Annotated in this window: 26 protein-coding genes; 9 read left to right on the forward strand and 17 right to left on the reverse strand. The window is 63.3% G+C overall.

Annotation, left to right across the window (positions count from 1 at the left end):
* The first annotated feature begins 91 nt into the window (after nucleotides 1-91).
* The 4 genes from ACQU6B_RS10685 (at nucleotide 92) to ACQU6B_RS10700 (ending at nucleotide 4,095) form a co-directional block, all read left to right on the forward strand.
* On the forward strand, nucleotides 92-1,303 hold the full coding sequence (locus ACQU6B_RS10685; RefSeq protein ID WP_430867535.1) for a N(5)-(carboxyethyl)ornithine synthase: 1,212 nt from the start codon (nucleotides 92-94) through the stop codon (nucleotides 1,301-1,303).
* 37 nt (nucleotides 1,304-1,340) lie between these two features.
* A complete protein-coding gene (locus ACQU6B_RS10690; RefSeq protein WP_430867536.1) occupies nucleotides 1,341-1,988 on the forward strand; it encodes an NAD(P)-dependent oxidoreductase in 648 nt (215 codons plus the stop codon).
* Nucleotides 1,989-2,171: 183 nt separating this feature from the next.
* Complete coding sequence (locus ACQU6B_RS10695; protein ID WP_430867537.1) at nucleotides 2,172-3,047, forward strand: S-layer homology domain-containing protein; 876 nt, start codon at nucleotides 2,172-2,174, stop codon at nucleotides 3,045-3,047.
* A gap of 124 nt (nucleotides 3,048-3,171) precedes the next feature.
* Entirely contained in the window at nucleotides 3,172-4,095 is a 924-nt protein-coding gene (locus tag ACQU6B_RS10700) for a pseudouridine synthase (protein ID WP_430867538.1), read from the forward strand.
* 78 nt (nucleotides 4,096-4,173) lie between these two features.
* On the opposite strand, the gene ACQU6B_RS10705 is transcribed toward ACQU6B_RS10700, so the two are convergent.
* The 9 genes from ACQU6B_RS10705 to ACQU6B_RS10745 form a co-directional block, all read right to left on the reverse strand.
* Nucleotides 4,174-4,860: a cation transporter gene (locus ACQU6B_RS10705; RefSeq protein WP_430867539.1), complete on the reverse strand. Its 687-nt coding sequence runs from the start codon at nucleotides 4,858-4,860 to the stop codon at nucleotides 4,174-4,176.
* On the reverse strand, nucleotides 4,857-5,216 hold the full coding sequence (gene cmtR, locus ACQU6B_RS10710) for a Cd(II)/Pb(II)-sensing metalloregulatory transcriptional regulator CmtR (protein ID WP_430867540.1): 360 nt from the start codon (nucleotides 5,214-5,216) through the stop codon (nucleotides 4,857-4,859). Before cmtR ends, ACQU6B_RS10705 begins: the two co-directional genes overlap by 4 nt.
* 115 nt (nucleotides 5,217-5,331) lie before the next feature.
* The gene (locus ACQU6B_RS10715) at nucleotides 5,332-6,177 is read right to left on the reverse strand and encodes an alpha/beta fold hydrolase (protein ID WP_430867541.1); all 846 of its coding nucleotides are present in this window, start codon (nucleotides 6,175-6,177) and stop codon (nucleotides 5,332-5,334) included.
* Between the two features lie 125 nt (nucleotides 6,178-6,302).
* The gene (locus ACQU6B_RS10720; protein WP_430867542.1) at nucleotides 6,303-7,148 is read right to left on the reverse strand and encodes a M23 family metallopeptidase; all 846 of its coding nucleotides are present in this window, start codon (nucleotides 7,146-7,148) and stop codon (nucleotides 6,303-6,305) included.
* The gene (locus ACQU6B_RS10725; protein WP_430867543.1) at nucleotides 7,148-7,702 is read right to left on the reverse strand and encodes an ArsR/SmtB family transcription factor; all 555 of its coding nucleotides are present in this window, start codon (nucleotides 7,700-7,702) and stop codon (nucleotides 7,148-7,150) included. Before ACQU6B_RS10725 ends, ACQU6B_RS10720 begins: the two co-directional genes overlap by 1 nt.
* Before the next feature lie 379 nt (nucleotides 7,703-8,081).
* Complete coding sequence (locus ACQU6B_RS10730) at nucleotides 8,082-8,390, reverse strand: hypothetical protein (RefSeq protein ID WP_430867544.1); 309 nt, start codon at nucleotides 8,388-8,390, stop codon at nucleotides 8,082-8,084.
* A 109-nt stretch (nucleotides 8,391-8,499) separates the two neighbouring features.
* Nucleotides 8,500-8,754: a hypothetical protein gene (locus ACQU6B_RS10735; protein WP_430867545.1), complete on the reverse strand. Its 255-nt coding sequence runs from the start codon at nucleotides 8,752-8,754 to the stop codon at nucleotides 8,500-8,502.
* A 204-nt stretch (nucleotides 8,755-8,958) separates the two neighbouring features.
* Nucleotides 8,959-10,422 (reverse strand): protein adenylyltransferase SelO, encoded by a 1,464-nt coding sequence (locus ACQU6B_RS10740; RefSeq protein ID WP_430867546.1) that lies wholly within the window; start codon nucleotides 10,420-10,422, stop codon nucleotides 8,959-8,961.
* Between the two features lie 137 nt (nucleotides 10,423-10,559).
* Nucleotides 10,560-10,877, reverse strand: a complete 318-nt coding sequence (locus tag ACQU6B_RS10745) for a glutamyl-tRNA amidotransferase (protein ID WP_430867547.1) — start codon at nucleotides 10,875-10,877, stop codon at nucleotides 10,560-10,562.
* A gap of 696 nt (nucleotides 10,878-11,573) precedes the next feature.
* On the opposite strand from ACQU6B_RS10745, the gene ACQU6B_RS10750 reads away from it, so the two are divergent.
* The 3 genes from ACQU6B_RS10750 to ACQU6B_RS10760 all read left to right on the forward strand — a co-directional run bounded on the left by ACQU6B_RS10750 (nucleotide 11,574) and on the right by ACQU6B_RS10760 (nucleotide 13,522).
* Nucleotides 11,574-11,822: a type II toxin-antitoxin system Phd/YefM family antitoxin gene (locus ACQU6B_RS10750; protein ID WP_430867548.1), complete on the forward strand. Its 249-nt coding sequence runs from the start codon at nucleotides 11,574-11,576 to the stop codon at nucleotides 11,820-11,822.
* The gene (locus ACQU6B_RS10755; RefSeq protein WP_430867549.1) at nucleotides 11,819-12,073 is read left to right on the forward strand and encodes a Txe/YoeB family addiction module toxin; all 255 of its coding nucleotides are present in this window, start codon (nucleotides 11,819-11,821) and stop codon (nucleotides 12,071-12,073) included. Before ACQU6B_RS10750 ends, ACQU6B_RS10755 begins: the two co-directional genes overlap by 4 nt.
* Before the next feature lie 492 nt (nucleotides 12,074-12,565).
* Nucleotides 12,566-13,522 carry a class II glutamine amidotransferase gene (locus ACQU6B_RS10760; protein WP_430867550.1) on the forward strand — a complete coding sequence of 319 codons (957 nt, stop codon included), beginning with the start codon at nucleotides 12,566-12,568 and terminating at the stop codon, nucleotides 13,520-13,522.
* Nucleotides 13,523-13,649: 127 nt separating this feature from the next.
* On the opposite strand, the gene ACQU6B_RS10765 is transcribed toward ACQU6B_RS10760, so the two are convergent.
* From ACQU6B_RS10765 to ACQU6B_RS10775, 3 genes are all read right to left on the reverse strand, one after another.
* Entirely contained in the window at nucleotides 13,650-13,973 is a 324-nt protein-coding gene (locus tag ACQU6B_RS10765; protein ID WP_430867551.1) for a type II toxin-antitoxin system RelE/ParE family toxin, read from the reverse strand.
* A gap of 172 nt (nucleotides 13,974-14,145) precedes the next feature.
* Nucleotides 14,146-15,393 (reverse strand): type II toxin-antitoxin system HipA family toxin, encoded by a 1,248-nt coding sequence (locus ACQU6B_RS10770; RefSeq protein WP_430867552.1) that lies wholly within the window; start codon nucleotides 15,391-15,393, stop codon nucleotides 14,146-14,148.
* Nucleotides 15,390-15,677 carry a helix-turn-helix domain-containing protein gene (locus ACQU6B_RS10775; RefSeq protein ID WP_430867553.1) on the reverse strand — a complete coding sequence of 96 codons (288 nt, stop codon included), beginning with the start codon at nucleotides 15,675-15,677 and terminating at the stop codon, nucleotides 15,390-15,392. Before ACQU6B_RS10775 ends, ACQU6B_RS10770 begins: the two co-directional genes overlap by 4 nt.
* 349 nt (nucleotides 15,678-16,026) lie before the next feature.
* Between ACQU6B_RS10775 and ACQU6B_RS10780 the strand changes: the two genes are divergently transcribed.
* Nucleotides 16,027-16,917, forward strand: coding sequence for a hypothetical protein (locus ACQU6B_RS10780; RefSeq protein WP_430867554.1), 891 nt, complete (start codon nucleotides 16,027-16,029; stop codon nucleotides 16,915-16,917).
* Between the two features lie 23 nt (nucleotides 16,918-16,940).
* Here ACQU6B_RS10780 and ychF read toward each other — a convergent pair whose 3' ends face one another.
* Entirely contained in the window at nucleotides 16,941-18,026 is a 1,086-nt protein-coding gene (gene ychF / locus ACQU6B_RS10785) for a redox-regulated ATPase YchF (RefSeq protein WP_430867555.1), read from the reverse strand.
* A gap of 48 nt (nucleotides 18,027-18,074) precedes the next feature.
* Between ychF and ACQU6B_RS10790 the strand changes: the two genes are divergently transcribed.
* Complete coding sequence (locus ACQU6B_RS10790; protein WP_430867556.1) at nucleotides 18,075-18,752, forward strand: hypothetical protein; 678 nt, start codon at nucleotides 18,075-18,077, stop codon at nucleotides 18,750-18,752.
* 9 nt (nucleotides 18,753-18,761) lie between these two features.
* Here the strand turns inward: ACQU6B_RS10790 and ACQU6B_RS10795 are convergent, their stop codons facing one another.
* The 4 genes from ACQU6B_RS10795 to ACQU6B_RS10810 form a co-directional block, all read right to left on the reverse strand.
* Complete coding sequence (locus ACQU6B_RS10795; RefSeq protein WP_430867557.1) at nucleotides 18,762-20,525, reverse strand: ABC transporter ATP-binding protein; 1,764 nt, start codon at nucleotides 20,523-20,525, stop codon at nucleotides 18,762-18,764.
* The gene (locus tag ACQU6B_RS10800) at nucleotides 20,522-21,463 is read right to left on the reverse strand and encodes an ABC transporter permease (RefSeq protein ID WP_430867558.1); all 942 of its coding nucleotides are present in this window, start codon (nucleotides 21,461-21,463) and stop codon (nucleotides 20,522-20,524) included. Before ACQU6B_RS10800 ends, ACQU6B_RS10795 begins: the two co-directional genes overlap by 4 nt.
* Entirely contained in the window at nucleotides 21,456-22,382 is a 927-nt protein-coding gene (locus tag ACQU6B_RS10805) for an ABC transporter permease (protein WP_430867559.1), read from the reverse strand. The genes ACQU6B_RS10800 and ACQU6B_RS10805 overlap by 8 nt, the downstream gene beginning before the upstream one ends.
* Nucleotides 22,383-22,581: 199 nt before the next feature.
* Nucleotides 22,582-24,231 (reverse strand): peptide ABC transporter substrate-binding protein, encoded by a 1,650-nt coding sequence (locus tag ACQU6B_RS10810; RefSeq protein WP_430867560.1) that lies wholly within the window; start codon nucleotides 24,229-24,231, stop codon nucleotides 22,582-22,584.
* Nucleotides 24,232-24,253 lie beyond the last annotated feature (22 nt).

The following is a 24,253-nucleotide window of genomic DNA, read 5'->3' on the forward strand; positions in this document are numbered from 1 at the left end:
CGCTCGCTATACGGACCAAATGCTGGCCGGGTGAGCGCGGCGTACACTCAGCGAAGGAGCTACTTCTGGTTCCCCAATAGCGGGAGTCCGGATGTCCGGCACGAATCATTCTTCCTTTGCCACTCCCACCTCGCCGACGGACATTCCGTCGGGTGAAAGCGGCCTACTCACACTGGGCCTGCTCGCGAACTCCTCCATGGAGAACGAGCACCGGCTACCCATTCACCCCCACCACCTGGACCGGATCGATGCGGATGTGCGGGCGCGCATGATCGTCGAGCGGGGGTACGGCGCCGAGTTTCAACTAGCGCCCGGCTACGTCGAGGCGCGCGTGGGTAGGGTCGCGGAGCGCTCCGCGGTGATCGCGGACGCCGATGTGCTGCTGCTGCCCAAGCCGCAAGCCGCCGACGTGGCCGAACTTCCCGCCGGCCGCGTCCTCTGGGGATGGCCGCACTGCGTGCAGGATCCCGCGGTGACGCAGACGGCGATCGACAATCGGCTCACGCTGATCGCCTTCGAGGCGATGAATCACTGGACCTCCGGCGGCGACTTTAACCTGCACGTGTTCCACCAGAACAACGAGCTCGCCGGCTACTGCTCCGTGATGCACGCCATGAGTCTGACCGGATTGACCGGCATCTACGGACCACGACTGAGCGCTGCGGTGATCGGGTTTGGCGCGACTGCTCGCGGCGCGGTCACCGCGCTCAAGGCGCAGGGGATCTACGACATCCAGGTCCTCACGCAACGCGGAGTCGCCGCCGTCGGGTCGCCGATGCACTCTGCGAACATCACGCAGCTCAACACCGACGGGGGCGCTGCGTACCTCAGCGAAGTCCTCACGGAGGACGGCAAGGTGTTGCTCCCCGAGTTCCTGGCCTCGCACGACATCGTGGTGAACTGCACGCTTCAGGACGTGACCGCACCCATCACCTACGTGCGCACCGAGGATCTGGAACTGTTCTCGCCGGGAAGCCTGATCGTCGACGTATCGTGCGACGAGGCAATGGGCTTCGACTGGGCCAAGCCAACGACCTTCGACGAGCCGATGTTCACCGTCGGCCAGGGCGTCTACTACTACGCCGTCGACCACACCCCGTCGTACCTGTGGAACTCGGCCACGTGGGAGATCAGCGCGGCGATTCTTCCGTTTCTACGCACGGTCCTGGAGGGACCCTCCGCCTGGGCGAAGGACTCCACCATCTCTCGCGCAATAGAGATCAACGGCGGAGTGATCAAGAATGCGGACATCCTGAGTTTCCAGGGCCGCGAGGCGGTCTACCCGCACGCGCTCACCCCGTAATCTCCCCGTAGGCGCTGGCCTAGGATGAAATCCAGCAGTGCAATTCATCGCCACGCAGCATCGGGAGGACCCAGTGAAGATCACCATCATCGGCGGCTCAAAGGGAACCGGAGCCCGCGTCGCGACTCTCGCCCTTGAGGCGGGTCACGAGGTCACCGTGCTCTCGCGTTCGGGCGGCGCCCCCGACGGCGCGCGGGCAATCGCAGGCGACGCCACGCACCCCGCCGTCGTCGTCGAGGCCGTCACGGGAGCCGATGCCGTGGTCGTCACGGTAGGCGGCGCAAAGGCAGCGGCGCACCAGCGGACGGCCGTCACCAAGACGGTCATTGAAGCCATGGAAGCGGCCGGCGTCAGCAGGCTCGTCATCCAATCGTCGCTGGGAGCGGGAGACTCTGACTCTCAACTGTCTGCGCTCGCGCGCCCCGTCGTCAAGCTGCTGCTGGCTAAGGCCCTGGCCGACCACAACGAGCAGGAGTCAGCGGTCATGAGCTCGCGGCTCGACTGGACGATTCTCCGGCCAACCAGCCTCACGGACAAGGAATCCACGGGAACGTGGACCGCGCTGAGGGTTGGCGAGGAGGGCAAACTGCAAGGCGCCGTCACGCGGGGCGATCTGGCGGCGTGCATCCTGGGAGCACTGTCCGACGACTCCACCATCGGGGCCGCCTTCGGCGTGAGTCACTGAGACTCGGCTGCGCCGGCAAATCCTCTTGGCGGCGCTTCCCCCAAGCAGCACGCGCTGCTTGCCCGGCACCGCCGCGGCGGGCACCGCATCGGCCGAATACCAGGCATTCCTGCGATACTCCCTGCTAGACTCACACCGCTGCCGCAGCTGAGCGGTGGAGAACAACCAGCCTGAGGGAATCGAATGAATATGCCTGCGCTCACCCACGCCCGCCCGCAACACCTTAAGTTCGCGCGCGGTGCTCTCGTAGCCATCGTGCTTGCCGTCATGGCAAGCCTCATTGCGATGCCTCCCGCCAGCGCGGCAGGCAAGAAGTTCAGCGACGTTCCGTCGTCACACCAGTTCCGCACCGAGATCTCATGGCTCTCGGCCCAGGGCATCACGACCGGGTACTCGGACGGCACCTTCCGGCCCAAGTCGGCGGTCACCAGGGAGGCCTTCGCCGCTTTCCTGTACCGCCTCGAGGGATCCCCCAAGGTGAGCCTCCCGTCTAAGTCACCCTTCAAGGACGTCAAGAGTTCCGACAAGTTCTACAAGGAAATCGTGTGGCTCGCGAAGACCGGCATCTCGACTGGCTGGGCGGACGGCACTTTCCGTCCGGACATCGCCATTTCTCGCGAGGCCATGGCTGCGTTCCTCAACCGTGCCGCCGGCGACACCAACTGGCGTGGCGATAGCGTCCTGTTCACAGACGTGTCGCGATCAGCGAAGTTCTACGACGAGATCGACTGGCTCGCGAACGAGGGCATTACCACCGGATACGACGCGGGTTACGGATGCCGCGAGTTCAAGCCGACCGACGCCATCACTCGCGAAGCCATGGCCGCGTTCGTCTACCGGTACGACACCGGCAAGGGGACTCCGCTGACGTCGACCAATTGCTCACCGCCAAAGCCCTCCGCTCCCTCCACCCCGTCATTGCCTGCGGACAGGGACTGCGCGGACTTCGCCACGCACGCCCAAGCCCAGGCCTGGTTCCTCAAGTACTACCCGGCATACGGCGACTTTGCGCGGCTCGACGCCGACGGCGACGGCAAGGCCTGCGAGACACTGCCGTAGCGGCGTAGCGGCGTAATGCCGTGACGCATCGAGCCGTGTGCCTGCAGGCCCGATGCGTCGGCCGGGCCCGCACCGGCCGTACGATGCTCATCGTGACCCCTTTCCTGGACGGCGCGGCCGTCTGATGCCGCCGCGCTCCCCGCTTCCCCAGCGCCACGGACTCGACGCAGCGTGGCTGCGCACCCCAGACTTTAACGCGGACGATGCGCCGCAGTGGGCGACGATGCGTGACTTCCTCCTGGCCCGCCTGCCCGCCAAGGCGCTCGTCGCCCAGATGCTTGACGCCGGCGAGTTCGTCGACCAGGCGGGGCGCGCCTGGGTGGGGGACGAGGAGTACCGACCCCACACGTTCGTGTGGTTCCACCGGCCGCTGGAGCCGGAGACGGCGGTGCCTTTCCTCATCAAGATCCTTGAGGTCAACGAGCGCTTCGTGGCGATCGACAAGCCTCACTTCATGGCCACCACCCCTCGCGGGATCCACGTGCAGGAAACCGCGCTGGTCAAGGCGCGCCTTTTGTTGGACTTGCCGGAGTTGGCCCCCGCGCATCGGCTGGACCGCCTCACCGCCGGCGTCCTCCTGTTCAGCGCCCGGCGCGAGTACCGCGGCGCATACGCCGGGGTCTTCCAGTCGCACAGCGCGCTCAAGACCTACGAGGCTCTGGCCCCCTTCGACCCGTCGCTCGAGTTCCCCCGCACACTCGTCGGTCGCATCGAGAAACGGCGGGGCAGCCTTCAGGCCGAGCTCGTGCCGGGAGAACCCAACGCAAAGACTTTCGTGGAAATTGTGGAGGTTCGCGGACAGTTCGCGCGGTACCGGCTCTCCCCCGTCACTGGCAAGAACCATCAGCTGCGCCTGCAGATGTCTAACTTGGGGCTGCCAATTCTGGGCGACTCGCTCTACCCCTGCGTCATGGACGTCGCGCCGGACGACTTCAGCGCGCCGTTGCAACTCGTGGCCCGTCGCCTGCGCTTTACCGACCCGATCGACCAGAGCCCCCGGGACTTCTGGAGCGCATCGGCGCTGCAGTGGCCGACCGCTACGCCGTGATCCGGACCGTGTCGAGGCTCATCGGCTTCGCGCTAGCTACGGAGTCCCGCCAAGCAGCGCAGGCGGACTCCGTAGCTGTCAGTGGGCCGAGCAGCAGTCGTCCGCGCAGGGCTCGCTGACGCCCTCACCTGTGAGCGTCGCCACAGGCGTGGCGCAGCAAGCATTCCCTCGCCAGGCTTCGCGGCCCTCGCGAACAGCGAAGACCGCGATGACGAGCGCCGCGACCGAGTCCGCCCATGCCCAGCCGAGCAGGCTGTTCAGCAATAGCCCCACCAGCAGCGCGGCGCTGAGATAGGCGCAGATCAGTGTCTGCTTCGAGTCCGCAATCGCGGAGGCCGACCCGAGTTCGCGGCCAGTACGTCGCTCGAACCAACTGAGAAACGGCATCACAGCCAGGCTCAGCGCGGCAAGTACGATGCCCACCGAGGAATGCTCCGGCTCACGCAATCCCGTCAACGACAGGACCGCGTCCACACTTACATAAGCCGCCAGCGCGAAGAACGACACCGCGATGACGCGCAGCGCGACCTTCTCCCTCTTCTGCGGGTCCGGGGCGGCGAACTGCCAGGCCACGGCAGCCGCCGACAGCACCTCCACGATGGAGTCCAGGCCGAAACCGATCAGCGCCGCCGACGAGGCGGCCTTGCCCGCGGCGAGGGCGATGACGGCCTCGATGACGTTCCAGGTGATCGTAATTGCCACCACGATCCGGATGCGTCGGCGTAAAACGGCCTGACGCTCAGGGTGCTCCGTCGTGACCGTCACAGCGCTGCCGTGGTGTCGCAGCAGCCCACCAGCGAACAACTCGGATCGCCGCAGGAGGCCTCCTCGTCAACAGCCAGAGTGACGTCGATGAGCGCATTCAGTGCCTTGGCAATGTGCGGATCCGCAATTTCGTATCGAGTCTGTCTACCCTCGGCCTCGGCGACCACTATTCCGCATCCCCGTAAACAGGACAGGTGGTTCGACACGTTACTGCGCGTGAGATCCAGGTCCCGAGCCAACTGAGAGGTGTAGCCAGGGCCGGCCAGGAGTGACAGTAGAATCCGTGCACGCGAGGGATCGGCCAGGGCTCGACCGATCCGGTTCATGACGTCGATGCGAGAGTTAATGGTCAGCATGCGATGACCATACAGTACCCGCTGACCTATTGCGAGTGCCACGTCTCGAGGGAGTGCGGAACGAGTCGACCGTCCCAGCTAACAGATGGTCGCCTGTCGTGCACAATGAGATTCCTCAGCCATGTCCCAGCACGTGGTCGACAAGCGCCGGAACGACGCTGTCCCACACCTGCGGCGGCGGCGCCTCGTGCCCCATTCCGCCGACCCGCAGCAGCGTAGCCCGAGGAATGAGGCGAGCGAGCGCCTCCCCGTGCGGCAGAGCAAAGAGCGGGTCCGAGTCTCCGTGGATGACGAGGGTCGGCATCGTGATCGCAGAAATTTCCGCGTTGACGTCGTCCGCAACAACGAAATGATTCCGCATCGAAGACTCCATGCTATTGGTGCGACCGAACTCGACAGCCGCGATGGCACGCACGCGGTCTTCATCAAAGCCGAGCGAGCCGCTATAGGGACGCTCCGCCTCGACGCGGTAGGCGACGACTGCTGCGCAGTCGGTCCAGTCGACGACTGAGGGGAGCTCGCTCTCGGCTGTGGCCAGGGTCGAGTCAGGCGGTGGCAGTACACCCGCACCTCCTCCGATCGGTGACGACTCGATGAGCGTGAGCGTTCGAACACGTGAGGGCGAGTGGGCGCCAAGGTACTGGGCGATACCGCCACCCATCGACAGCCCCACGAGGTGCGCCGCGTTGACGCCGAGCGCATCAAGGATTCGAATAGGATCATTCGCCAATTCTGCGCCCGTGTATTCCGGACTGCCTGGCGTGCTTAACGTCGACTGCCCAGTATCCCGCTGGTCGTAACGGATGACGTAGAGCCCTTCCGCCGCGACGAGTTCGCAAAAGTCCGGTGTCCACCAATCCATGGATTGAGTGGCCCCGGCGATGAGCAAGACCGGAGGGGAACCTTCGTCGCCGAACTCGTCTACCGCCAATGAAACGCCGTCGAACTCGAGAATTCTCATTCCTACAGGATCCGTCGGCGGACTCCGCCACGTCAATACGTGCCGGCCAAGGGAGCCCGAGCCCGCGAAACGCACCCGTGGACCCGCTCGACACCGCTCAGTCCGAAGTGCGGGCCAGAGCGTGCCTACTCGACGATTAGATATTCGCTGTTGCTGGGCAATCCGTCCTGGAGATCATTAGATTCTCCGATCTGCACCCCGGCGAAGACAATCGGAACGCCTTGACCGGTCCACGCCGAGCGGCGGTCCATCAACTGAGCGTGCACATGTGGCTCGCTCGTATTTCCGGAGTTTCCACAAGCGGCAATGGTCTGCCCCGCCCTCACTCTCTCCCCCTTGGAGACCAACGAGGAGCCTCTCTGGAGGTGCGCCACGAGAGCGTAGGCGCCGTCATCACTGCGAATAGTGATGTGGTTGCCGATGATGAATCGCGGCCCGCCAAGTTCCCGAAAGGCCCCCTCGACCATCATGTAGATCACGCCCAACCAGGTGGACCTGGCTCGGTGATCCCGCAATGCGTCGAGAGCCGTCACCACTTCGCCGTCGATCATGGCCCGCACGGGCCGACCGAACGCGGGGTATTCCGTTGGCCGTCGCATCGCGCCACCCGTGCCGAACATCGGCCGTTGCTGATCTGCTGGGTCGTAGACGACGTCGATTGCGTACGCCTGCCCATAGGCTCGGACACCGTGACTCGGCACCTTGTCGATCGGACTATTCAGGGCCAACCACCTTCCGGTCACGGGGGAAGTCACTGAGATCTGATCCCGTACCGGAAGGTGCCTGACCGCTATTGGGATCGTCGCAAGCAACGACAACGCCACCACGAGCCCGAGCAACGAAAGCAAAGCGAGAACATCGCTCAGCGCCCCCGCAGGCACTAGTGGGCGCGCAGCGCCAATGAGCAAAGCCGCGATAGCGGCGAGGGAAACAACACCGCGAACGCGGTAATAGCGAAGGAGGAGTTCCATTAGCCACCGACCGCCACGAGACAAGACAACAGAGGCACCACCCGGCTGGCGGGCACTTCGTAGCTACCGCGCCCAGCCTGCTTGAGCCACCCCAATGACAGCAGTTGGCGCAGATGATGATGCAACTGGCCGGTGGTGCCCAGCGCTTCTAGTGCCGCGAGTTCAGCAGTGGAATCAATTCCAGAGAGGACATGCCGAAGCAGCTCCAGTCGCACCGGGTGGCCGAGCGCCGCCAGGGCCGATGCGCGATCATTCCATTCCGTCTCGAACATCCCTGCACTGCCCGCCGACTGCTGCCAAACCACGGGCGCACCGGTGGGCAGCGTCACCGCCCCCAAGAGCATCACCGCTCCGCCCGCAGTGGAAGGATGATCCGGCAACCTCGCCCTCAGCCCTTCCAGAGCCCAAAGTTCGTCGCCCGGATGCGCCACAGACCCGGGAGAAGCAGGCGGTTCCCGTTTGCCCTTTGGCCCGCCGCTTTCCAACGAGGCAACCCTAAGCGTGAGCGCATGTACCTCACGCTTGAGGTCAAGTAGTTCTTCATCGTTAGCCATGAGACCGACGATACGTTAGAACGTATTATCGAGCAACAGGAGTCGCGAGACATGGCCTCAAGGCCACGAGGAAACAACGTTTGGCTTGCAACGGCTGCCAGCCCGAATAGCGTGCCGCGCCGTCGCCGAAGGGCTCAGCTATCGCCGCGGCGTTCCACGGCCGCGCCTCGTCGCCCCTGTCGTCGTAGCTGCAGTTCACGTATCCGCCCATCAGAACCGATTCGGCGGTCAGGAACCCCGAAGGCTGTTTCCGGACTCATTTCCCTAAGCGCCGCGTCGTCTGGGAAGTTGACATATTCCAGACACGCGAATTCCGCTCCCCCATCTCCAGTCGTTGCGGCTCATCACCGCATGTGGTCAACGCACCTGCTCCGCGACGCTAGCCAGCGACCCCCCACCACAAAAGAGCCAAGCCGATCCCGCCCAGTACCGCGGCCAAGTACCCAGCTACCACTATCAGGGAACGTTGCCGAGGCGCCTCTTGGAACCACAAGACTCCTGACCATGCGGCGGCAAGCACTCCAACAAAAAACCACGCCCAAGCGCCGACGGCGGCGTCATCAGAAATACCGCCAGTACTGTCAGCCCGGTACCCCGATGCGATCATCACCCCGATTCCGGTCACCAGCAGCAAGGGGCCGACTACCAGCTTCATCCAGTTGCGACTGAAAGTCTCACGATCAACCATGCTTACCTCCTTGGTAGTGCCGGAGTATTCACACCCGATGCCACTGCAACATCCGACCGGCATTTGGGCTCCACGAGATCGACCGCTCACCGCTTCACGTTGGAAGTCCCTAGCGCGCCGGGGAGCGCGTGAGCTCATTCCTCAGGAGAAGGGCAAATCCCATGCAAGCGGTCACGGCTGCGGCGATGATCCACGGCCAAGGGTCGGGGACATTGCTACCCAAACCTCCAGCCTCGAGATAGGCCACGTCGTCCGGTGAGATCGCGAACCATCCCTTCGCGAACAGCCCCAACGCAACGAGCGTCAGTACTGCGCCCACGAGCCAATAGGGCCAGCGGCGAGGGTTTGAACTCTCCATGCTCATCGGCGGGTGTCCCCTATCGATTTGACCGTGACTGCCATGTCACGGCTCCAACGTCAGAGGCTCCGCGCGTGGAGCTTCCTTTAGTCATCTAAGCACTGATCACACGCGCTGGAGCGGAGAGCAGCGCACAGCGTGGACACCACGACGATGCGGCCCCCTCACCTCCACGCTCAGTTCCCCCGGAGATGCCTGCGAGGATGGGCTTCAGGTTCCACAGAAGGTTCGGTAGGCACCAAAGTCGGCGGGAGCCGGCGCGGCATAGCGCTCTAGTCCCGGGCGCTCCTCGTAGGGGCGGGTGACCGCGTTCAGAAGCTGATGCAAGGGGGCGAGATCACCCTCGGTAGCCGACGCGAGCGCCTCTTCGACGAGGTGGTTACGAGGGATATAGATGGGGTTGACCTGGCTCATCAACTCGCCGTCGGGCCCAAGTATCAGCCAGCGCTGCATCCAGTCATCGAAACTTGCCGCGTCCCCGAAAAGGGACCGTGCCTGCTCAGCTGAACCGGAGGCGGCGGCGCCGAGGTGGCGGAAGAGCAACGTGAGGTCTACGTGGTGTTCCTCGAGCAATACCAACAGCTCCCGCGCGAGGACGGACGCGGTTACATTGTCGACGTCGTGAGCGAGCCCAAGCTTCGCCTTCGCGCCTCTCGACCAAGCGGCCGCGTAATCGGCCGCGAAGCCTTCGAGTGCATCGGTGGCAATCTCTACCGCTTGCTGCTCATCCTCGTGAAGGAGGGGCAGCAGTGCCTCTGCGAGACGGGCGAGGTTCCACTCGGCCGCGGCTGGCTGGTTGCCGTAGGCGTAACGCCCTGCCTGGTCGATTGAGCTGTAGACCGTAGAGGGATCAAAGGCGTCCATGAACGCACAGGGCCCGTAGTCGATGGTCTCTCCCGAGATGGTCATGTTGTCGGTGTTCATCACCCCGTGGACAAAGCCAGCCAGCATCCATTGAGACACCAGCGACGCCTGAGCAGTGACGACGTCCTCGAGCAATTCGAGGTAGGGATTCTCGGCCTTTGCCGCAGCTGGGTAGTGACGGTCGATGGCATGATCTGCGAGTCTGCGCAGCAGCTCGGTGTCGCCTGTGGCTCGCGCGTACTGGAAGGTCCCAACGCGTAGATGGCTGCTAGCCACCCGCGTCAGCACAGCTCCCGGGAGTTCCGTCTCACGATAAACGGGCCTCCCCGTGCTCGTCACCGCGAGGGACCGCGTGGTGGGGACACCCAAGGCGTGCATGGCCTCGCTGAGAATGTACTCGCGCAGCATCGGCCCCACTGCCGCTTGACCATCGCCACCCCGGGCGAAGGGGGTTCGCCCAGATCCCTTCAGGTGAACGTCCCGAAGTCGTCCGTCGCCATCGGTGATTTCACCTAACAGCAACGCGCGCCCGTCACCTAGCCGAGGAGAGTAATGGCCGAACTGATGTCCTGCGTAGACCTGCGCAACCGGGGCGGCGCCCTCGGGGAGGAGGTTGCCGGTCAATAGGAGCAGCCCGTCAGTACCTTGCAGTGCCGATGGGTCGAGGCCCATCACTGCAGCCAGGGGCTCGTTGAGAACCAGCAGCTCCGGATCGCGAACCGCTTGCGCCTCCCAGGGGGTCCCCAATTCCGGAAGCTCCTGGGCGAAGCGACCGTGGAAGGCAACTGTGAACTGTGGTGAAGCACTCATCGAACGAGACTACCCGCGCACCGGAGAGAGTCTTTCGCCGGGGATAGCCCATTGGCGAGTACCTCACCAACGCGCAGCCTGAAATCACCGGCCGCGGCCGCCTTGGGCACTACCACTCACTTAGATCGACGTCCGGATCACAGCTTCACCACGCGGCCAGTGCCCATCTCTTCGGAGTCACTGTCCGTCACAACGGCAAAGACACCGTCCGGTACGCCGGGCAGCGCTGCGATCTCCCTCGCGAGGCCGACCAACTCATCCTCGGTGGCACCAGATACGAAGAACACATACTCGTCACCGAGTTCCTCGCCGTCGTCGTACATCTCGCCGTGCTCGCCGTCCAATTCCATGACGAAGTCGTACACGGTGTCTATCCATGGGTACTGATACTCGTCCTCCGGCACGCCCTCCCCGGGGACAAGGGGCACGTGCACCTCAACAACGAGTTCGCTCATGGGAAAAGTATCTCCAGGTTGGTCGTCGGGATCAAGTGGGGAGCATCCAGTCAACGCGCTCACCGCGACGAATGCGAGCACCACAATCAACACCAGTCGGTCGACGACGGAACGAGTTACGAACTCTCGGATATTTGACACGCTCAACCAAGGACTCCCTACACGTTGAAGCGGAACTCGACCGCGTTCCGTGACCGAATGACTCTCAACAACGGGAAGCCCAGCTCCGACGCCTTGGCGCGTGAGAGTTTCCGCCTGTGTGTTTGCTCTGTCACGATCTAGGTTCACGAGGCACACCAATTAGCCGCAGTTTGGCATTACGTACACCACTCGCTCCAGCCCGGGCCCATTTACCTCGGTTTGCTCGAACTGGCATTTCAGCGTTTCCGGAGCCCCCGCGTGGAGACCTGCCGCTGTGGCACCACATGCGACGAGTGCCACAGCGAATGCAACAGCAAGGCGATTTCTCCGTGACACCTCGACGCCCCCTTTTGGGTCCGCGCTCCACACCTAGGTAGTCGGATCTTACCAAGCAATTTCTCGTTGAGGGAAGTAGCCGAGCCCCATGCGCCGCGAGGCTGCCAGGGGCGCGCCGAGTGGCCCGGACCCTCAACGAGAGAGATGTCGAGACGGCCATTGACTTAACCCGCCCCGGCACGTACCATATCTGGTACCAGTCAACAGAGGGGGGCCGAGATGGCCATCACCGCATCAGAGGCCCGCAAGAGCCTCTTCCCACTTATTCAGCAAGTCAACGACGACGCGACTCCCGTGGAGATCACCTCGAAGGGTGGCTCGGCCGTCTTGATGTCGCTGACCGAGTACGAGGCACTGCAGGAGACTGCGTACCTGCTGCGCTCTCCGACCAACGCACAGCGCCTTCGCGACGCCGACAACGCGCTACGCGCCGGTCGCGGTGTCACGCAGGAGCTCGATCGCGCTTGAACATCGTCTTCGCCCCTCAGGCGTGGGACGACTACTGCCACTGGCAGAACGCCGACCGCGCCATGCTCAAGCGAATCAACAAACTCGTCGACGATATCTGCCGCGACGACCCGTACACAGGCATCGGCAAGCCTGAGAAGCTCCGTTACGAGATCGAAGCGTGGTCGCGGCGGATCGACAGCGAGCACCGCCTCGTATACAGAGTCGAAGGCAACGACCTACTGATCCTGCAAGTCCGCTACCGCTACTGATTCTCACAGCCCCCGAAACGAACACTCCGCATCTCTGCTAACAGTTCACGGTCGCGAGCGACAACACCAAAATCGTCGTCTCACCTAGCCGTCCCTGCCAGTGGATGCGAGAGGTCGCCCCGGCTAGAACTTCTCGTCGCCAGAAGTGGGACCAGAACTACACGTTAAATCTAAACTCCACCACGTTCCGTAGCCGACTAACTTCAGTGTGCTGTTGAGATGACCTGCAATGTCTCAAATGGCTGGCCGGCTGCCGCGGCGTTCAAGTCGAAGTCCTTGTCGACAGCGAGCACAGTCAACCCTCCACCGTCGCTGGAATGAGGAGGTCCGGAACTGACGGCTCGCGGTGCTTGCCGTTGTCGGCGGGGGCGTTCGCCGACCGCTCACCCAGACGATCTCGGCGCAACCGCCACCGGCGCGGATTCGCCACCGCGACCAGCACCGGCTCCCTGCAACGAGGATAGGATGGCAGGAGCCCAACGAAGGAGACGTATGTGCCGCGTGCTCGCCTACCTCGGTCCTGAGACACCCCTGGAGAACCTCCTACTCAGGCCAGAGAACAGCCTGATTAACCAGGCACTCGACCCGGAACGGCACCCCGAGCTCCAGTTGGCCGGATGGGGATTCGGGATCTGGGGCGAGCACTTGCTGAAGCCCGAAGAACCCTTCATCTACCGCCGACCTATGGCGGCCTTTTACGACGACAATGCCAGTCGGATCATCCCCAGCCTCCAGGCCAGCACGATGCTGGCGCATGTGCGAGCCGCGGCGTACAACTCGAAGGTCGTGATGGCCGACGAGAACTGCCACCCGTTCTCCTTCGAGGAGACCCCGTGGATCGTCGCCCAGAATGGCTACCTGCCCAACTGGCAGCTCCTGCAGCGCGAGCTGCTGCAGCACTGCGAGGATCGGTATCTAAAACAGATGCGCGGGAACACGGACACCGAGTTCATCTACGTGCTACTCCTCTCGCTGCTCGAGGGTGACAGCAACGAGGACGTCCAACGAGCGATCGAGAAGCTCATCGAGCTGATCGCCCAGGCTATGAAGGACCTCGACCTCGGCGCGCTGACCAAGCTGAAGATGGCCCTCGTGTCGGCCGGCCGCATCATCGGTGTCAACGTCGGCCTCGGTCACCAGGGTGAGACCAACCCCGCCGGCGACTGGAAGGAGCTGCGGAAGTCAGCTCCCGACAGCGACGACTTCGCGCTCTCGATGCTCCTCGAACCGATGTACCTACTGATGGGGCGCAACTTCGAACACGACGCAACGACCTATGACTTTGAGGAGAGCGGCGAGGATGACGCGACCGGTGTCATATTCGCCTCCGAGCCCTTGACCGAGGGTGACGACTGGTCGCATCTCGAGTTCGGCGAGATCGTCTTCCTCGAGAAAGACGGTGAGCGCATCACCAGAACCATCAACACACTGAAGGTCTCAGCGCGCTAGGTGTTCTTCTCACGGAGTTTGTGAGCAGCCTGGCGTGACGGAATAGGTGAGGACCTCCGGTATCGATGTGCGGCACCCATCGACTAACCGACGAGCGTCACGCGCTGGCGAGGAGCGAGTGTCTCGATCACGGCGACGACATCGGCGACAAACGCGGCACGCGAAAGATCGTCGGGCCGGCGAGTACTTTTGCCGCGCCCGCGCTGGTCCACACGAAGCAGATCCGCCGCTGGTCATCGATCCCGATGCTCTGTTGCCCAATCCGATCGCCTTCCAGCGCTTCTAGCCGGTGTCCGGGTGGGATTCGCAGGTCATCGAGCGATCCGGCGGATCCCACGTGGCGGAGCTTGCGTAACGCCACCGAATAGATCCGAGGATCGATAGAGGGCACCCGCTCACGCCGCCACAGTCGTTCCGTGTCGTTGCTGCCGAACGATCTGATCGCGCTCACTGCATAACGAAGAGCGTTATTACCGCTATACGTTAAAGCGGAACTCGACCGCGCTCCGTAACCGAATAACTTCTTGGCAAGTGCGGGCGGTCGGCTAGGTCAAATATCCCGAGGTTGCGCGGGAGCGATAGGTGCCGCCAGTCAAACAACGCTAGAGCAGACGCGAGGCACCTCAACTCCCAGCGGACCCAGCCTTCGCCACCGCCTCTAGCCTGGGTTCGATACTGTCGGCCATCATCGCCACCTCACGCGCGGGGATGCCATGGCGGGCAGCGCTCTCATGCCAGTTCTTCATCACGGCGGCCATGTGGGCGAATCGCCGCCGTGCCTGATCCAGTGTTAGACCAGCGTCGTCAGCCAAGGACAGCAGCCCTTCGATCTCGTCGTCGTGCTCGGTGGCACCGGCGATGGACGTTGCCCGGGACTTGGCGAGGTCGGGGTTGGGATTCACGTCAAACGCGGGACTGAGCGCCCACCGAGGACCCACAGCGACAAAGCCGTGGTTGCGCAAGTGGTCATCAGTGTTGCCCAGCGCCACAGAGGCGATCACTCGGTCGTACAGCTCGCGCGACTCGTCACGAGGGGCGTCTGCCATGTCGCGCATTGCGGCGAAGATGTCCGCGTAGTCACGTCGATCGCCGTCGCGAGAGCCGGTGGCCGTCATCGCCGAGACATACGCGCGGCGTGCACTGTGATGGTCGCGGTCGAAGCGTCGCAGCAGCAAGATGCTGCGGTCCGCGACCCGCACACGCTCATGCTGAGGGACACGGATCCCCGCGTCACCCAGAAGGTCTAGCGCCGCGGCCTCCCAGGCGATCACGTCCCACTCGTCGGAGGCGTGAGGGAACTTCGCTATTCCGAGAGAGCCGTCTTCGAGCAGCACAGATGCCTTAGGGCGAGCACCGCCGAGCCCCGTGGTGCCGGTGTTGAGCAGTTCTTTGACCGCCTCGGTCGCTTCGGCGTCAGCGGAGAGCCGGTCGCTGGCATGCAATAGGTGAGGCAGCGAGATTTGCTGGGGAACACGGGAAGGTTCGCCCACGAACTCAGCATCACCGGCCATGCGGAAGCGCAGTGCGCCTTGACGTGTGTTGTCCGAGACCGCGAGAAGGTAATCGACATCGTCGTGAGAGCGCGGCCGGCGACCCTCGGCGCGCGCACCCGCACGCTCAGCCCTGTCGATGAGGTTCCGGCCCCATCGATCAGGTGCCGTGTCCGCGAACGCTGCCAACAATCCGGTGACGTGCTGGGCACCTTCAACCAGGCGTAGGGAAGGGTCGATGTTGATGGTCTCGCGGTCCGCGAGATAGCCAGCGTCGTAGCGGAACGTGGTGGACACGGCGCCGCGGCTACGGGTGAAATCGGCACGGCCGACGAAGCGAGTGTGGCCGGCGAGGTCGACGAACGTCTCGACCGTGGTCATCGGGCGCGTTTCCTTGTCAGACTCTCAGCTCTGAGGCGACCGATGTCACTGCTCAGCGGGTCGAGCGCAGCTACCACGCCGTCGAGCTGGCCCAGTGCTCTGAGGACCTGGGCCATGGACCCGAAGCTCACGCCCCCGTCACCAGATTCGATCTTGCGCAGCGTCGGGCGCGAGATGTCAGCTCGTTCGCACACCTGCTGGGCCGTCAGGTTGAGCACCATCCGCCAGCCCCTGACGTGATCTCCGAGTTCACGCATCTCGCGATCAATGCGATAACCGCTCATTGCGACCCCCTATGGCAACTATCATATCCTTAACAGGCGATAAAGGATAGAGTGCTTTACATAGTCGCGCATCTCCGACGACATCCCTAGTCGCGGTGCTCGCGTGAGCGACCGTGACGGGACTGGCTGGTTGTCAGATGCTCAACAACGCGTCGAGGACCTCAACCATGAGGTCGGCGCTGAGACGGCCGGGGCTGGCCGACCTCGGCACGCCAAATTCCCCTCGGGAACACGCACCCAGCGCGGCCCCCTTGTCACGGCTGTGGTGCACATAGCCCGACGCCATGCGGCAGATGCGCCGTTTGGCACACACAGGTTTCATCCCTACTCCAGAGGCTAGGCTGTCGCCATGGACGCGATGCCCGATGCCACCGCCGGCGAGTGGCTCAAGCCTTCGCTGGACACGGTGTGGCATGACATGCACTCCGTCGTACCAAGGGGCTTCCCCGCCTACGCCAGGATCTTCCATCCGGTGTTGCGGGACCGCCCACAGGACACCGGCACATGGCACGGTCATCCTCGAATGGGCATCTTTCCCCTCGACGAGCAGGCGGTCGGGTGGTCTGAAGTGGCGGGCTCATTCGGTACCGAGATGCACCCCTTGGCCCAGTTCCATCGGCTCGTTGGAGTGGAACGGAACACGCAGGAAATATTGGACAGCGCGGGCTGGCGATACTCGGAACCCGACACCGGCAACCTCGCACCAGACATTTTGGCATCAGTGGCCGCGAGGCTGTGTGAACACACCTCCACGCCAGACGAGGGCGTGTCCGCCATCTGGGAAGGATGGGGTGGATTGCCAAGTTCCGATGGTTTTGCCCAGCTCACACTTTCAGATGGCGGAACATCAGTGAAACGCCCCTCCCGATTCTTCAGGCGAAAAAGCAAACCTGGTTCGGGCCTGCTTCCGGCTGAGATGGTCAACGGAGGAACACTCGAGTTGCCGGGTCGCACCTACTACCTCTTCGACTCTGCACCACAGTTCTACCGCCAGCAGAGTTGGGTGAATCAGGTGCCTTGGCACCGTTCCCCGCAATTCCCGCAGTCTCCGAGCATCCTTTGGCCGGCGGACCGAAGCTGGGTCATGGTGACCGAAATCGACTTCGACTCCACAGTGGTCGCCGGCAGCCACGAACTGGTAGCGGCTTTAGTCCAGGACCCTGGTATCGAAGCTCTCCCCCTCAATGAGGGAGCAGACCTGATGTGGGATGCCGATATTCCTAACCGTCCAGGGCAGTAGCCAAACCTCGCGGTCTAGCCGCACTAAACGTTGAAGCGGAACTCCACCACGTCGCCGTCGTGCATCACGTAGTCCTTGCCCTCGATGCGCACCTTGCCCGCGGCCTTCGCATCGGCCATGGAGCCGAACTCCATGAGGTCATCGAAAGCCACGACCTCGGCCTTGATGAAGCCCTTCTCAAAGTCGGTGTGGATGACTCCCGCGGCCTGCGGCGCGGTCCAACCCTTGTGGATGGTCCAGGCGCGCGACTCCTTGGGGCCGGCCGTGAGGTACGTCTGCAGGCCCAGCGTGTCGAATCCGACGCGCGCGAGCTGGTCCAGGCCAGCCTCTTCCTGACCGGAGTCGGCGAGCATCTCGGCTGCCTCGTCCTCGGTCAGGTCGACGAGCTCGGACTCGAACTGGGCGTCGAGGAAGATCGCCTCGGCGGGCGCCACCTGGGCCGACAGCGCGGCCTTCATCTCGGTGTCCAGTAGCCCCGCATCGTCCGTGTTGAACACGTAGATAAATGGCTTGGCGGTGAGCAGGGAGAGGTCCTTGATCTCCGCGAGGTCGAGCTTCGCGTCCTTGGCCCCGGCGCTGAGCGCCTTGCCCTCGTTGAGGATCTCCTGGGCCTTGAGCACCGCGGCGAGGTAGCCGGGCTCCGCCTTCTTGATCTTGACGTCCTTCTCGATGCGCGGGATGACCTTCTCGATGGTCTGCAGGTCCGCGAGGATCAGCTCGGTGTTGATGGTCTCGATGTCCGAGGCCGCGTCCACCTTGCCGTCCACGTGCACCACGTCCGGGTCCGCGAAGGCGCGGGTGACCTGGCAGATCGCGTCGGCCTCGCGGATGTTCGCGAGGAACGCGTTACCGAGCCCCTCGCCCACGGAGGCGCCCTTCACGATCCCGGCGATGTCGACGAACGACACGGTAGCCGGGAGCAGCTTCTGCGATCCGAAGACTTCGGCGAGTTTAGCCAGCCGCGAGTCCGGAAGAGAGACCACTCCGACGTTGGGCTCGATAGTCGCGAAGGGGTAGTTCGCAGCGAGCACCCCCGCACGGGTCAGCGCATTGAACATGGTGGACTTGCCAACGTTGGGCAGTCCGACGATTCCGATAGTTAGAGCCACGGGAGTTAAGTCTAGTTGCACGCCGGCGCCCCGTGGCACGATTAGCCCATGACTCGGTTTCGCGCGCGCTCTTCAATCGTCTACTCAAGCATCGTCATGGGGATGTGCGCCCTGATCTCGCTCGTGGTACTGATTGGCGGCGGCTGGTATCAGGCCCGCCCGGTCTTCGGCATCATGGCCATCTTCGCGGCACTCGCCTACGCCGCGTACTTCCGGCCCAGCGTCGACGTCTACGAGGACCGCGCCGAACTCGTCAACGTGCTGACGACCGCCACCGTGCCCTTCTCACGCCTCGCGTCGATCAGCACCCGCTGGGCTCTCGAATTGCACGCGGACGATGCATCCAAGTCTTCCGCTTTCGCGGCGCCCGCCCCCGGGGCCATGAAGTCCCGCTCGGTCAAGAAGAGCGAAGCCGAGTGGGACCCAGAGATCGCCACGCTGATCTACTCGGACGGCCCAGGGACCTCCACCGCGACGTCCTCCGGCGTGGCGGCGCACCTCGTCGACGACGCCTACCAAGCGTGGAAAAAAGCCACGACCACCCACGCGACCCCGGCCGATGCATCGGCCGCCGGCGGGGACCACTCGGCCGTGGCATCGGCGAACGACAACCTCCAGGCGCCACAAACGGCGACAGCCAGCGGGAAGGCGATTACTCGCCGACCCAACTGGCTGTCGATTGCGGTGCTGACCGCCGGGCTCGCACTCCTGGTGCTAAGCCTCTAGCGCGTGCCGCTAAATGTTGCCCCAATCGATGCCCGAGCCCGGAATGGCCTCGAGTAGTCGCTGGGTGTACGGGGTCTGAGCGTTGCTGAAGATCTGATCCGCAGTGCCTGACTCCACGATCTTGCCCTGCTCCATGACCGCGATCTCGTCGGCCACCACACGCACGACGGCGAGGTCGTGAGTGATGAACAGGTAGGTCAGGCCAAGCTCCGACTGAAGGTCCGCGAGCAGCTGCAGAATCTGCGCCTGGACGAGCACGTCCAGGGCGGATACCGCCTCGTCAAGCACCACGATCTCCGGCTTGAGCGCAAGAGCACGGGCTATCGCCACGCGCTGACGCTGACCGCCCGACAACTCGTTGGGGTAGCGGTCCGCCACCTCAGCCGGCATGGAAACCTGGTCGAGGAGCTCCATGATGCGGGCGCGGCGCGAGGCGTTGTCGCCCACCTTGTGAACCTTGAGCGGCTCGCCGATGATCGCGCCAATGGAACGCTGGGGGTCCAGTGAGCCGTAGGGGTCCTGGAAGACCGGCTGCATCTTGCGGCGGATGTTGAAGAGGTCCTTCGACGAGATCTTGGTCAGGCTCGTGCCGTCCAAGATGATCTCGCCGCTGGTGGGCTTCTCCAGGCCCAGCACCATCTTGGCCGCGGTGGTCTTACCCGAACCCGACTCGCCCACGAGCGCCAACGTGGTGCCCTTGGGGATGCTGAACGAGATGCTGTCCACGGCCGTGAGCGGCTCGGACTTGAAGTTTCCCTTGCGAATCGAGTAGACCTTCGTCAGGTCCTTCACCTCGATCACCGGCTCCGCATCCTGCCTGGCCGCAGCGTCCCTGTGCCTAGCGGCAATCGCGGCCACATCGACAGCGTCATCGGAAGCTGCCTCCTGCGCGGCCTTGACGCCGGAAATGCGCTGCGAGGCCAGCGACGGAGCCGACTCGATCAGGCGCTTGGTGTACGGGTGCTGCGGATCCTGCAGAATCTTGCGACTCGGACCCGCCTCAACGATCTTGCCCTGGTACATCACGATCAACTTGGTCGCGCGTTCCGCCGCGAGACCCAGGTCGTGGGTGATGAGCAGCAACGCAGTGTTGCGCTCCTTGGTGAGAGCCTCGAGGTGGTCGAGGATCACGCGCTGCACGGTCACGTCCAGAGCCGACGTGGGCTCGTCGGCGATCAGCAACTTGGGGTTCGCGGCCAGGCCGATGCCGATCAGCACGCGCTGGCGCATGCCCCCGGAGAACTGGTGCGGGTACTGGGCCATGCGCCGCTCTGCGTCGCCGAGCCCGGCCTCCTTGAGTACCTGGATCGCGCGTTCGTTGACTTCCTTCTTGCCGGAGGCGATGCCGTTGGCCTTGATCGCCTCGCGCACCTGGAAGCCCACGGACCACACCGGGTTGAGGTTGGACATCGGGTCCTGGGGCACAAAGCCGATGTCGCGGCCGCGCACCTTGTACAAATCGGACTTCTTGGCAGTGGTGAGGTCCTTGCCCTCGAATTTCACACTGCCACCTGTGATCTTGCCGTTCTCCGGAAGCAGGTTGATGATGCCGTGCGCGGTCGTGGACTTACCCGAACCGGACTCCCCCACGATCGCTACGGTCTCGCCGGGGAAGATGTCGAACGAGACGCCCTTGAGCGCCTTCACCTCGCCACCTTGGGTGGTGAAACCAATTTCCAAGTCGCGAATCTCGACGAGGGGCTTGTTGGGGTCGACGTTGCGGTCGTCTTGCAAAATAACGTCGGTCTCCTGGGTCAGATTCTGAGCGGTCATCGGCGTGCCCTCGCCTTCGGGTCGAGCGCGTCTCGGATGAGTTCGCCCAGCACGATGAAGGCGAGCACGGTGAGGGTCAATGCAAGCGAAGGCCAGACGAGCGACATGGGTGCGGTGCGAATGGACACACCCGCCTCGGAGATGTCTCTACCCCACGACATGACGTCGGCAGGAAGGCCGATGCCGAGGAAGCTCAGCGAAGCCTCCGCCACCATGGCCGCGCCAAGCGCGATGGTCAGCGACACGATAACGGGCGTGAGCGAGTTGGGCAACACGTGATTGAGGAGAGTCTGCATGCGGCCGCGTCCAATGGATTCGGACGCCATCACATAGTCGCTGTTCTTTACCTGCAGGATTTCCGCTCTCAGGATTCTCGACAACGAGGCCCACGCAAAGCCACCGATCGCCAGTGAGATCGTCAGCACGTTCCGGTGAGCCGAAAGCACCGACATCACGACGATCGCCGCGAGGAAGTACGGAATCGAGAAGAAAATGTCGCCCACACGCGAGAGGAAGGAGTCGAGCTTGCCGCCAAAGAAGCCGGCAATCGCGCCCATCGGGATCCCGATCACAGCCGTGATGAGCACCACGAGGATTCCGACGGAGAGGGATGTCCTAGCTCCCCACACCACCCGCGAGTAGATGTCGCAGCCCTGTCGAGTGAAGCCCAGCGGGTGACCGGCCGTCGGCGACCCGTCGCTGTTGGCAAGCAGGCATTCCTTGTCCGGCGGCACGCTGGTGAATAGGTTCGGGAACAACGCCATGAGAGTGACGATCAGCACCACGATCACGGCAGCGTAGAACAGTGGACGTCGACGCAGGTCGCGCCAGGCGTCGAGCCACAGGTTGCTCTTGCGCTCCTTGAGCTTGACCGCGTCGACGTCGACGGTCACGTCTTCGACTGGCGCGACGTAGTGCTCGGGTTCACGGTTAGACATAGCGAATCCTTGGGTCGAGGACGGCATATAAGAGGTCGACGAGGATGTTGACGACCACATAGATGATCGTCAGGATCGTGACGAACGACACCACGGTGGGCACTTCACTGTTCTGGATGGCTTTGAAGAGCACGTTGCCTACGCCGGGAATGTTGAAGATAGATTCGGTGATGGTGGTTCCCGCGATGAGTGCGCCAAAGCTCGCCGCCGAGTTAGTGATCACCGGGATGAGCGAGTTGCGTGCGATGTGCACGGGAATGATCCGCTTGTGGGTCAGTCCCTTCGCGTACGCGGTCCGGACGTAGTCACCCTGACGGGCCTCGATGACGGAACCTCGCATCAGTCGCATTCCGGTCACGTACACCGTGAGCGCGATCACGATGGCGGGCAACAACATCGAACTCAGTGTCGCGTTCGCCCCCACCGTCACTGGAGCCCAGCCAAGCTTGTACGCGATGAAGAACTGCGCGAGGAACATCGCGACGAAGACCGGAATCGAGCTAAGGACCAGCGCGAACACCAGGCTCATGTTGTCAAAGAGCTTGCCCTTGCGCAGTCCCGAGAAGAGCCCGAAGAAAACCGCGAGGAAGAACTCGAGAACCACGGCCATGACGACCAGCTGCAAGGTCACCGGGAAAGCTGCCGCAAAGACGTCATTGACTGATTGGCCTGAGAAGGTGACTCCCAGGTTTCCCGAGAAGAAGTCCTTCATGTAAAGGAAGTACTGAACGATGAACGGCTGGTCGAGGTGGAACTGCGCGCGCAGTTGGTCGGCCACGGCCGGGTTCAGCGTCTTGTCCCCCGACAACCCCGCAATGGGGTCCGCCGGCATGGCGAACACCATGAAGAAGATCAGGAAGGTCGTGCCGAAAAAGACTGGAATGGCCTGCAGCACGCGACGGAGGATGTACGTCAGCAAGTGCGCGCCTCGTTTCTACATTGAGTCGGGTTAACGGTCGGTGAATCTAAAAAGACTTTACCCCGCGTTTAGGAGTAATTGTCGCGAAACGTCCCAAGTTCCGGGCCACCCGCACTGGGCGTGCCTGACGCTGGGCAAGGCTACCGGGGAACAAAAACGGCCCGTCCCGCCGGTAGGGCGGGACGGGCCATCTTGTCAACTAGCTCTTGGAGATCTCGTAGTACAGCGGGACGGAGTTCCATCCGAACTGCACGTTGTCGACGCCCTCGGCGTAGCCACCGTTGACGTTCGAGTACCACAGCGGAATCGCGGGAAGGTCCTTCAGGAGAACCTCCTGCGCCTGCTGGAAGAAGTCGTTCGCGGTAGCGGCGTCAGCGGAGGTGTTGCCCTCCTGCAGCAGCCCGTCGAACTCAGCACTCGAGTAGTCGCCGTCGTTGGATCCAGCGTCCGTCGCGTAGATCGGACCCAGGAAGTTGAACAGACCCGGGTAGTCCGCCTGCCAGCCGGTACGGAAGGCAGACTGGATGGTGCGGTCCTGAACGTCGGTACGGAACTCGCCGAAGGTCGGGTATGGGTTGCCCGACGCTTCGATGCCGAGCGTGTTCTTGATCGAGTTGCTCACCGCGTCGACCCAAGCCTGGTGGCCTCCGTCAGCGTTGTAGGCAATCTGGAACGTGCCATCCCAAGGGCTGATGGCGTCTGCCTCGGCCCAGAGCTTGACTGCCTCATCGGGGTTGTACGCGAGAACCTCCGCGCCGTCGAGCTGGTCGGTCCAACCATCGATGACCGGCGACGTGAAGTCGCTAGCCGGCGTGCGGGTGTCGTTGAAGATGACCTTCGTGATTTCCTCACGGTTGATGGCCATCGACAGCGCCGCGCGGCGTAGCTGACCCTCTTCGCCTTCGAAGTGAGGAAGGTCCTGGGCGATGGTGAACGACTGGAAGATGGCTGCGGGCTGGTTCACAGCGCGGTCACCAAGGTCGGCCTGGTAGCTCTGCAGCGAGGAGTCCGGAATGCCGTCGATCACATCGACGTTGTTCTGGAGCAGGTCTGCGTAAGCCGCTTCCTGCGCGCCATAGAAGACGATGGTCAGACCATCGTTGACCGGCTTGCGCGCACCGTCGTAGTCAGGGTTCGTGACGAGTTCGATCTGAACGTTGTGCTGCCATGCGTCCGCGCCAGCGAGCATGTAGGGGCCATTTCCGACGGGGTTGGCGCCGAACGCCTCCATGTCGTCCAAGGCCGATGCAGGCAGCGGGTAGAACGCCGAGTAACCAAGGCGCTGCGGGAAGTCCGAAGCCTCCTTGTTCAACTTGACGTCGAAGGTCAGGTCGTCGACAGCGGTGAGACCGGTAAGCGGGCTCTCCTCTTCGTAGCTGAAGCCCTCGATGTCCTCGAAGAAGTAGCTCGAGTTCTGAGCGTTGCTGAGCAGCGCTCCGTACTGCCATGCACCGATGAAGGCTTCCGAGTTGACCGGCTCACCGTTGGTGAAGGTCAGGTCGGGCTTGATCTTGATCTGGTACGTGGTGGGGTCAATCTGCGTGATCGACTCAGCGACGTCGTTGTGCGCTGCGCCTTCCGCGTCGTAGTAAACCAGGCCAGCGAACATGGCGTCGAGGATCTTGCCGCCGCCGGTCTCGTTCGTCGCCGTGGGGATCAGCGGGTTCTGTGGCTCGGAGCCGTTGGTGCGGATTACTCCGCCGCTCGCCATCGCGTCGCCTGATGCGTCCGTCGATGAGCTGGGGTTTGCGCTGGAGTCGGTGTCGTCTGACGACGAGCAACCCGCGAGCACAAGGCTTGCCGCTGCAGTTGCAGCGAGTCCCGTTAGGACTGCCTTCCTTACCTTCATTTTTCCTCCTGTTGACCCACGA

The sequence above is a fragment of the Demequina aurantiaca genome (assembly GCF_050598105.1).
Classification (GTDB): Bacteria; Actinomycetota; Actinomycetes; order Actinomycetales; family Demequinaceae; genus Demequina; species Demequina aurantiaca_A.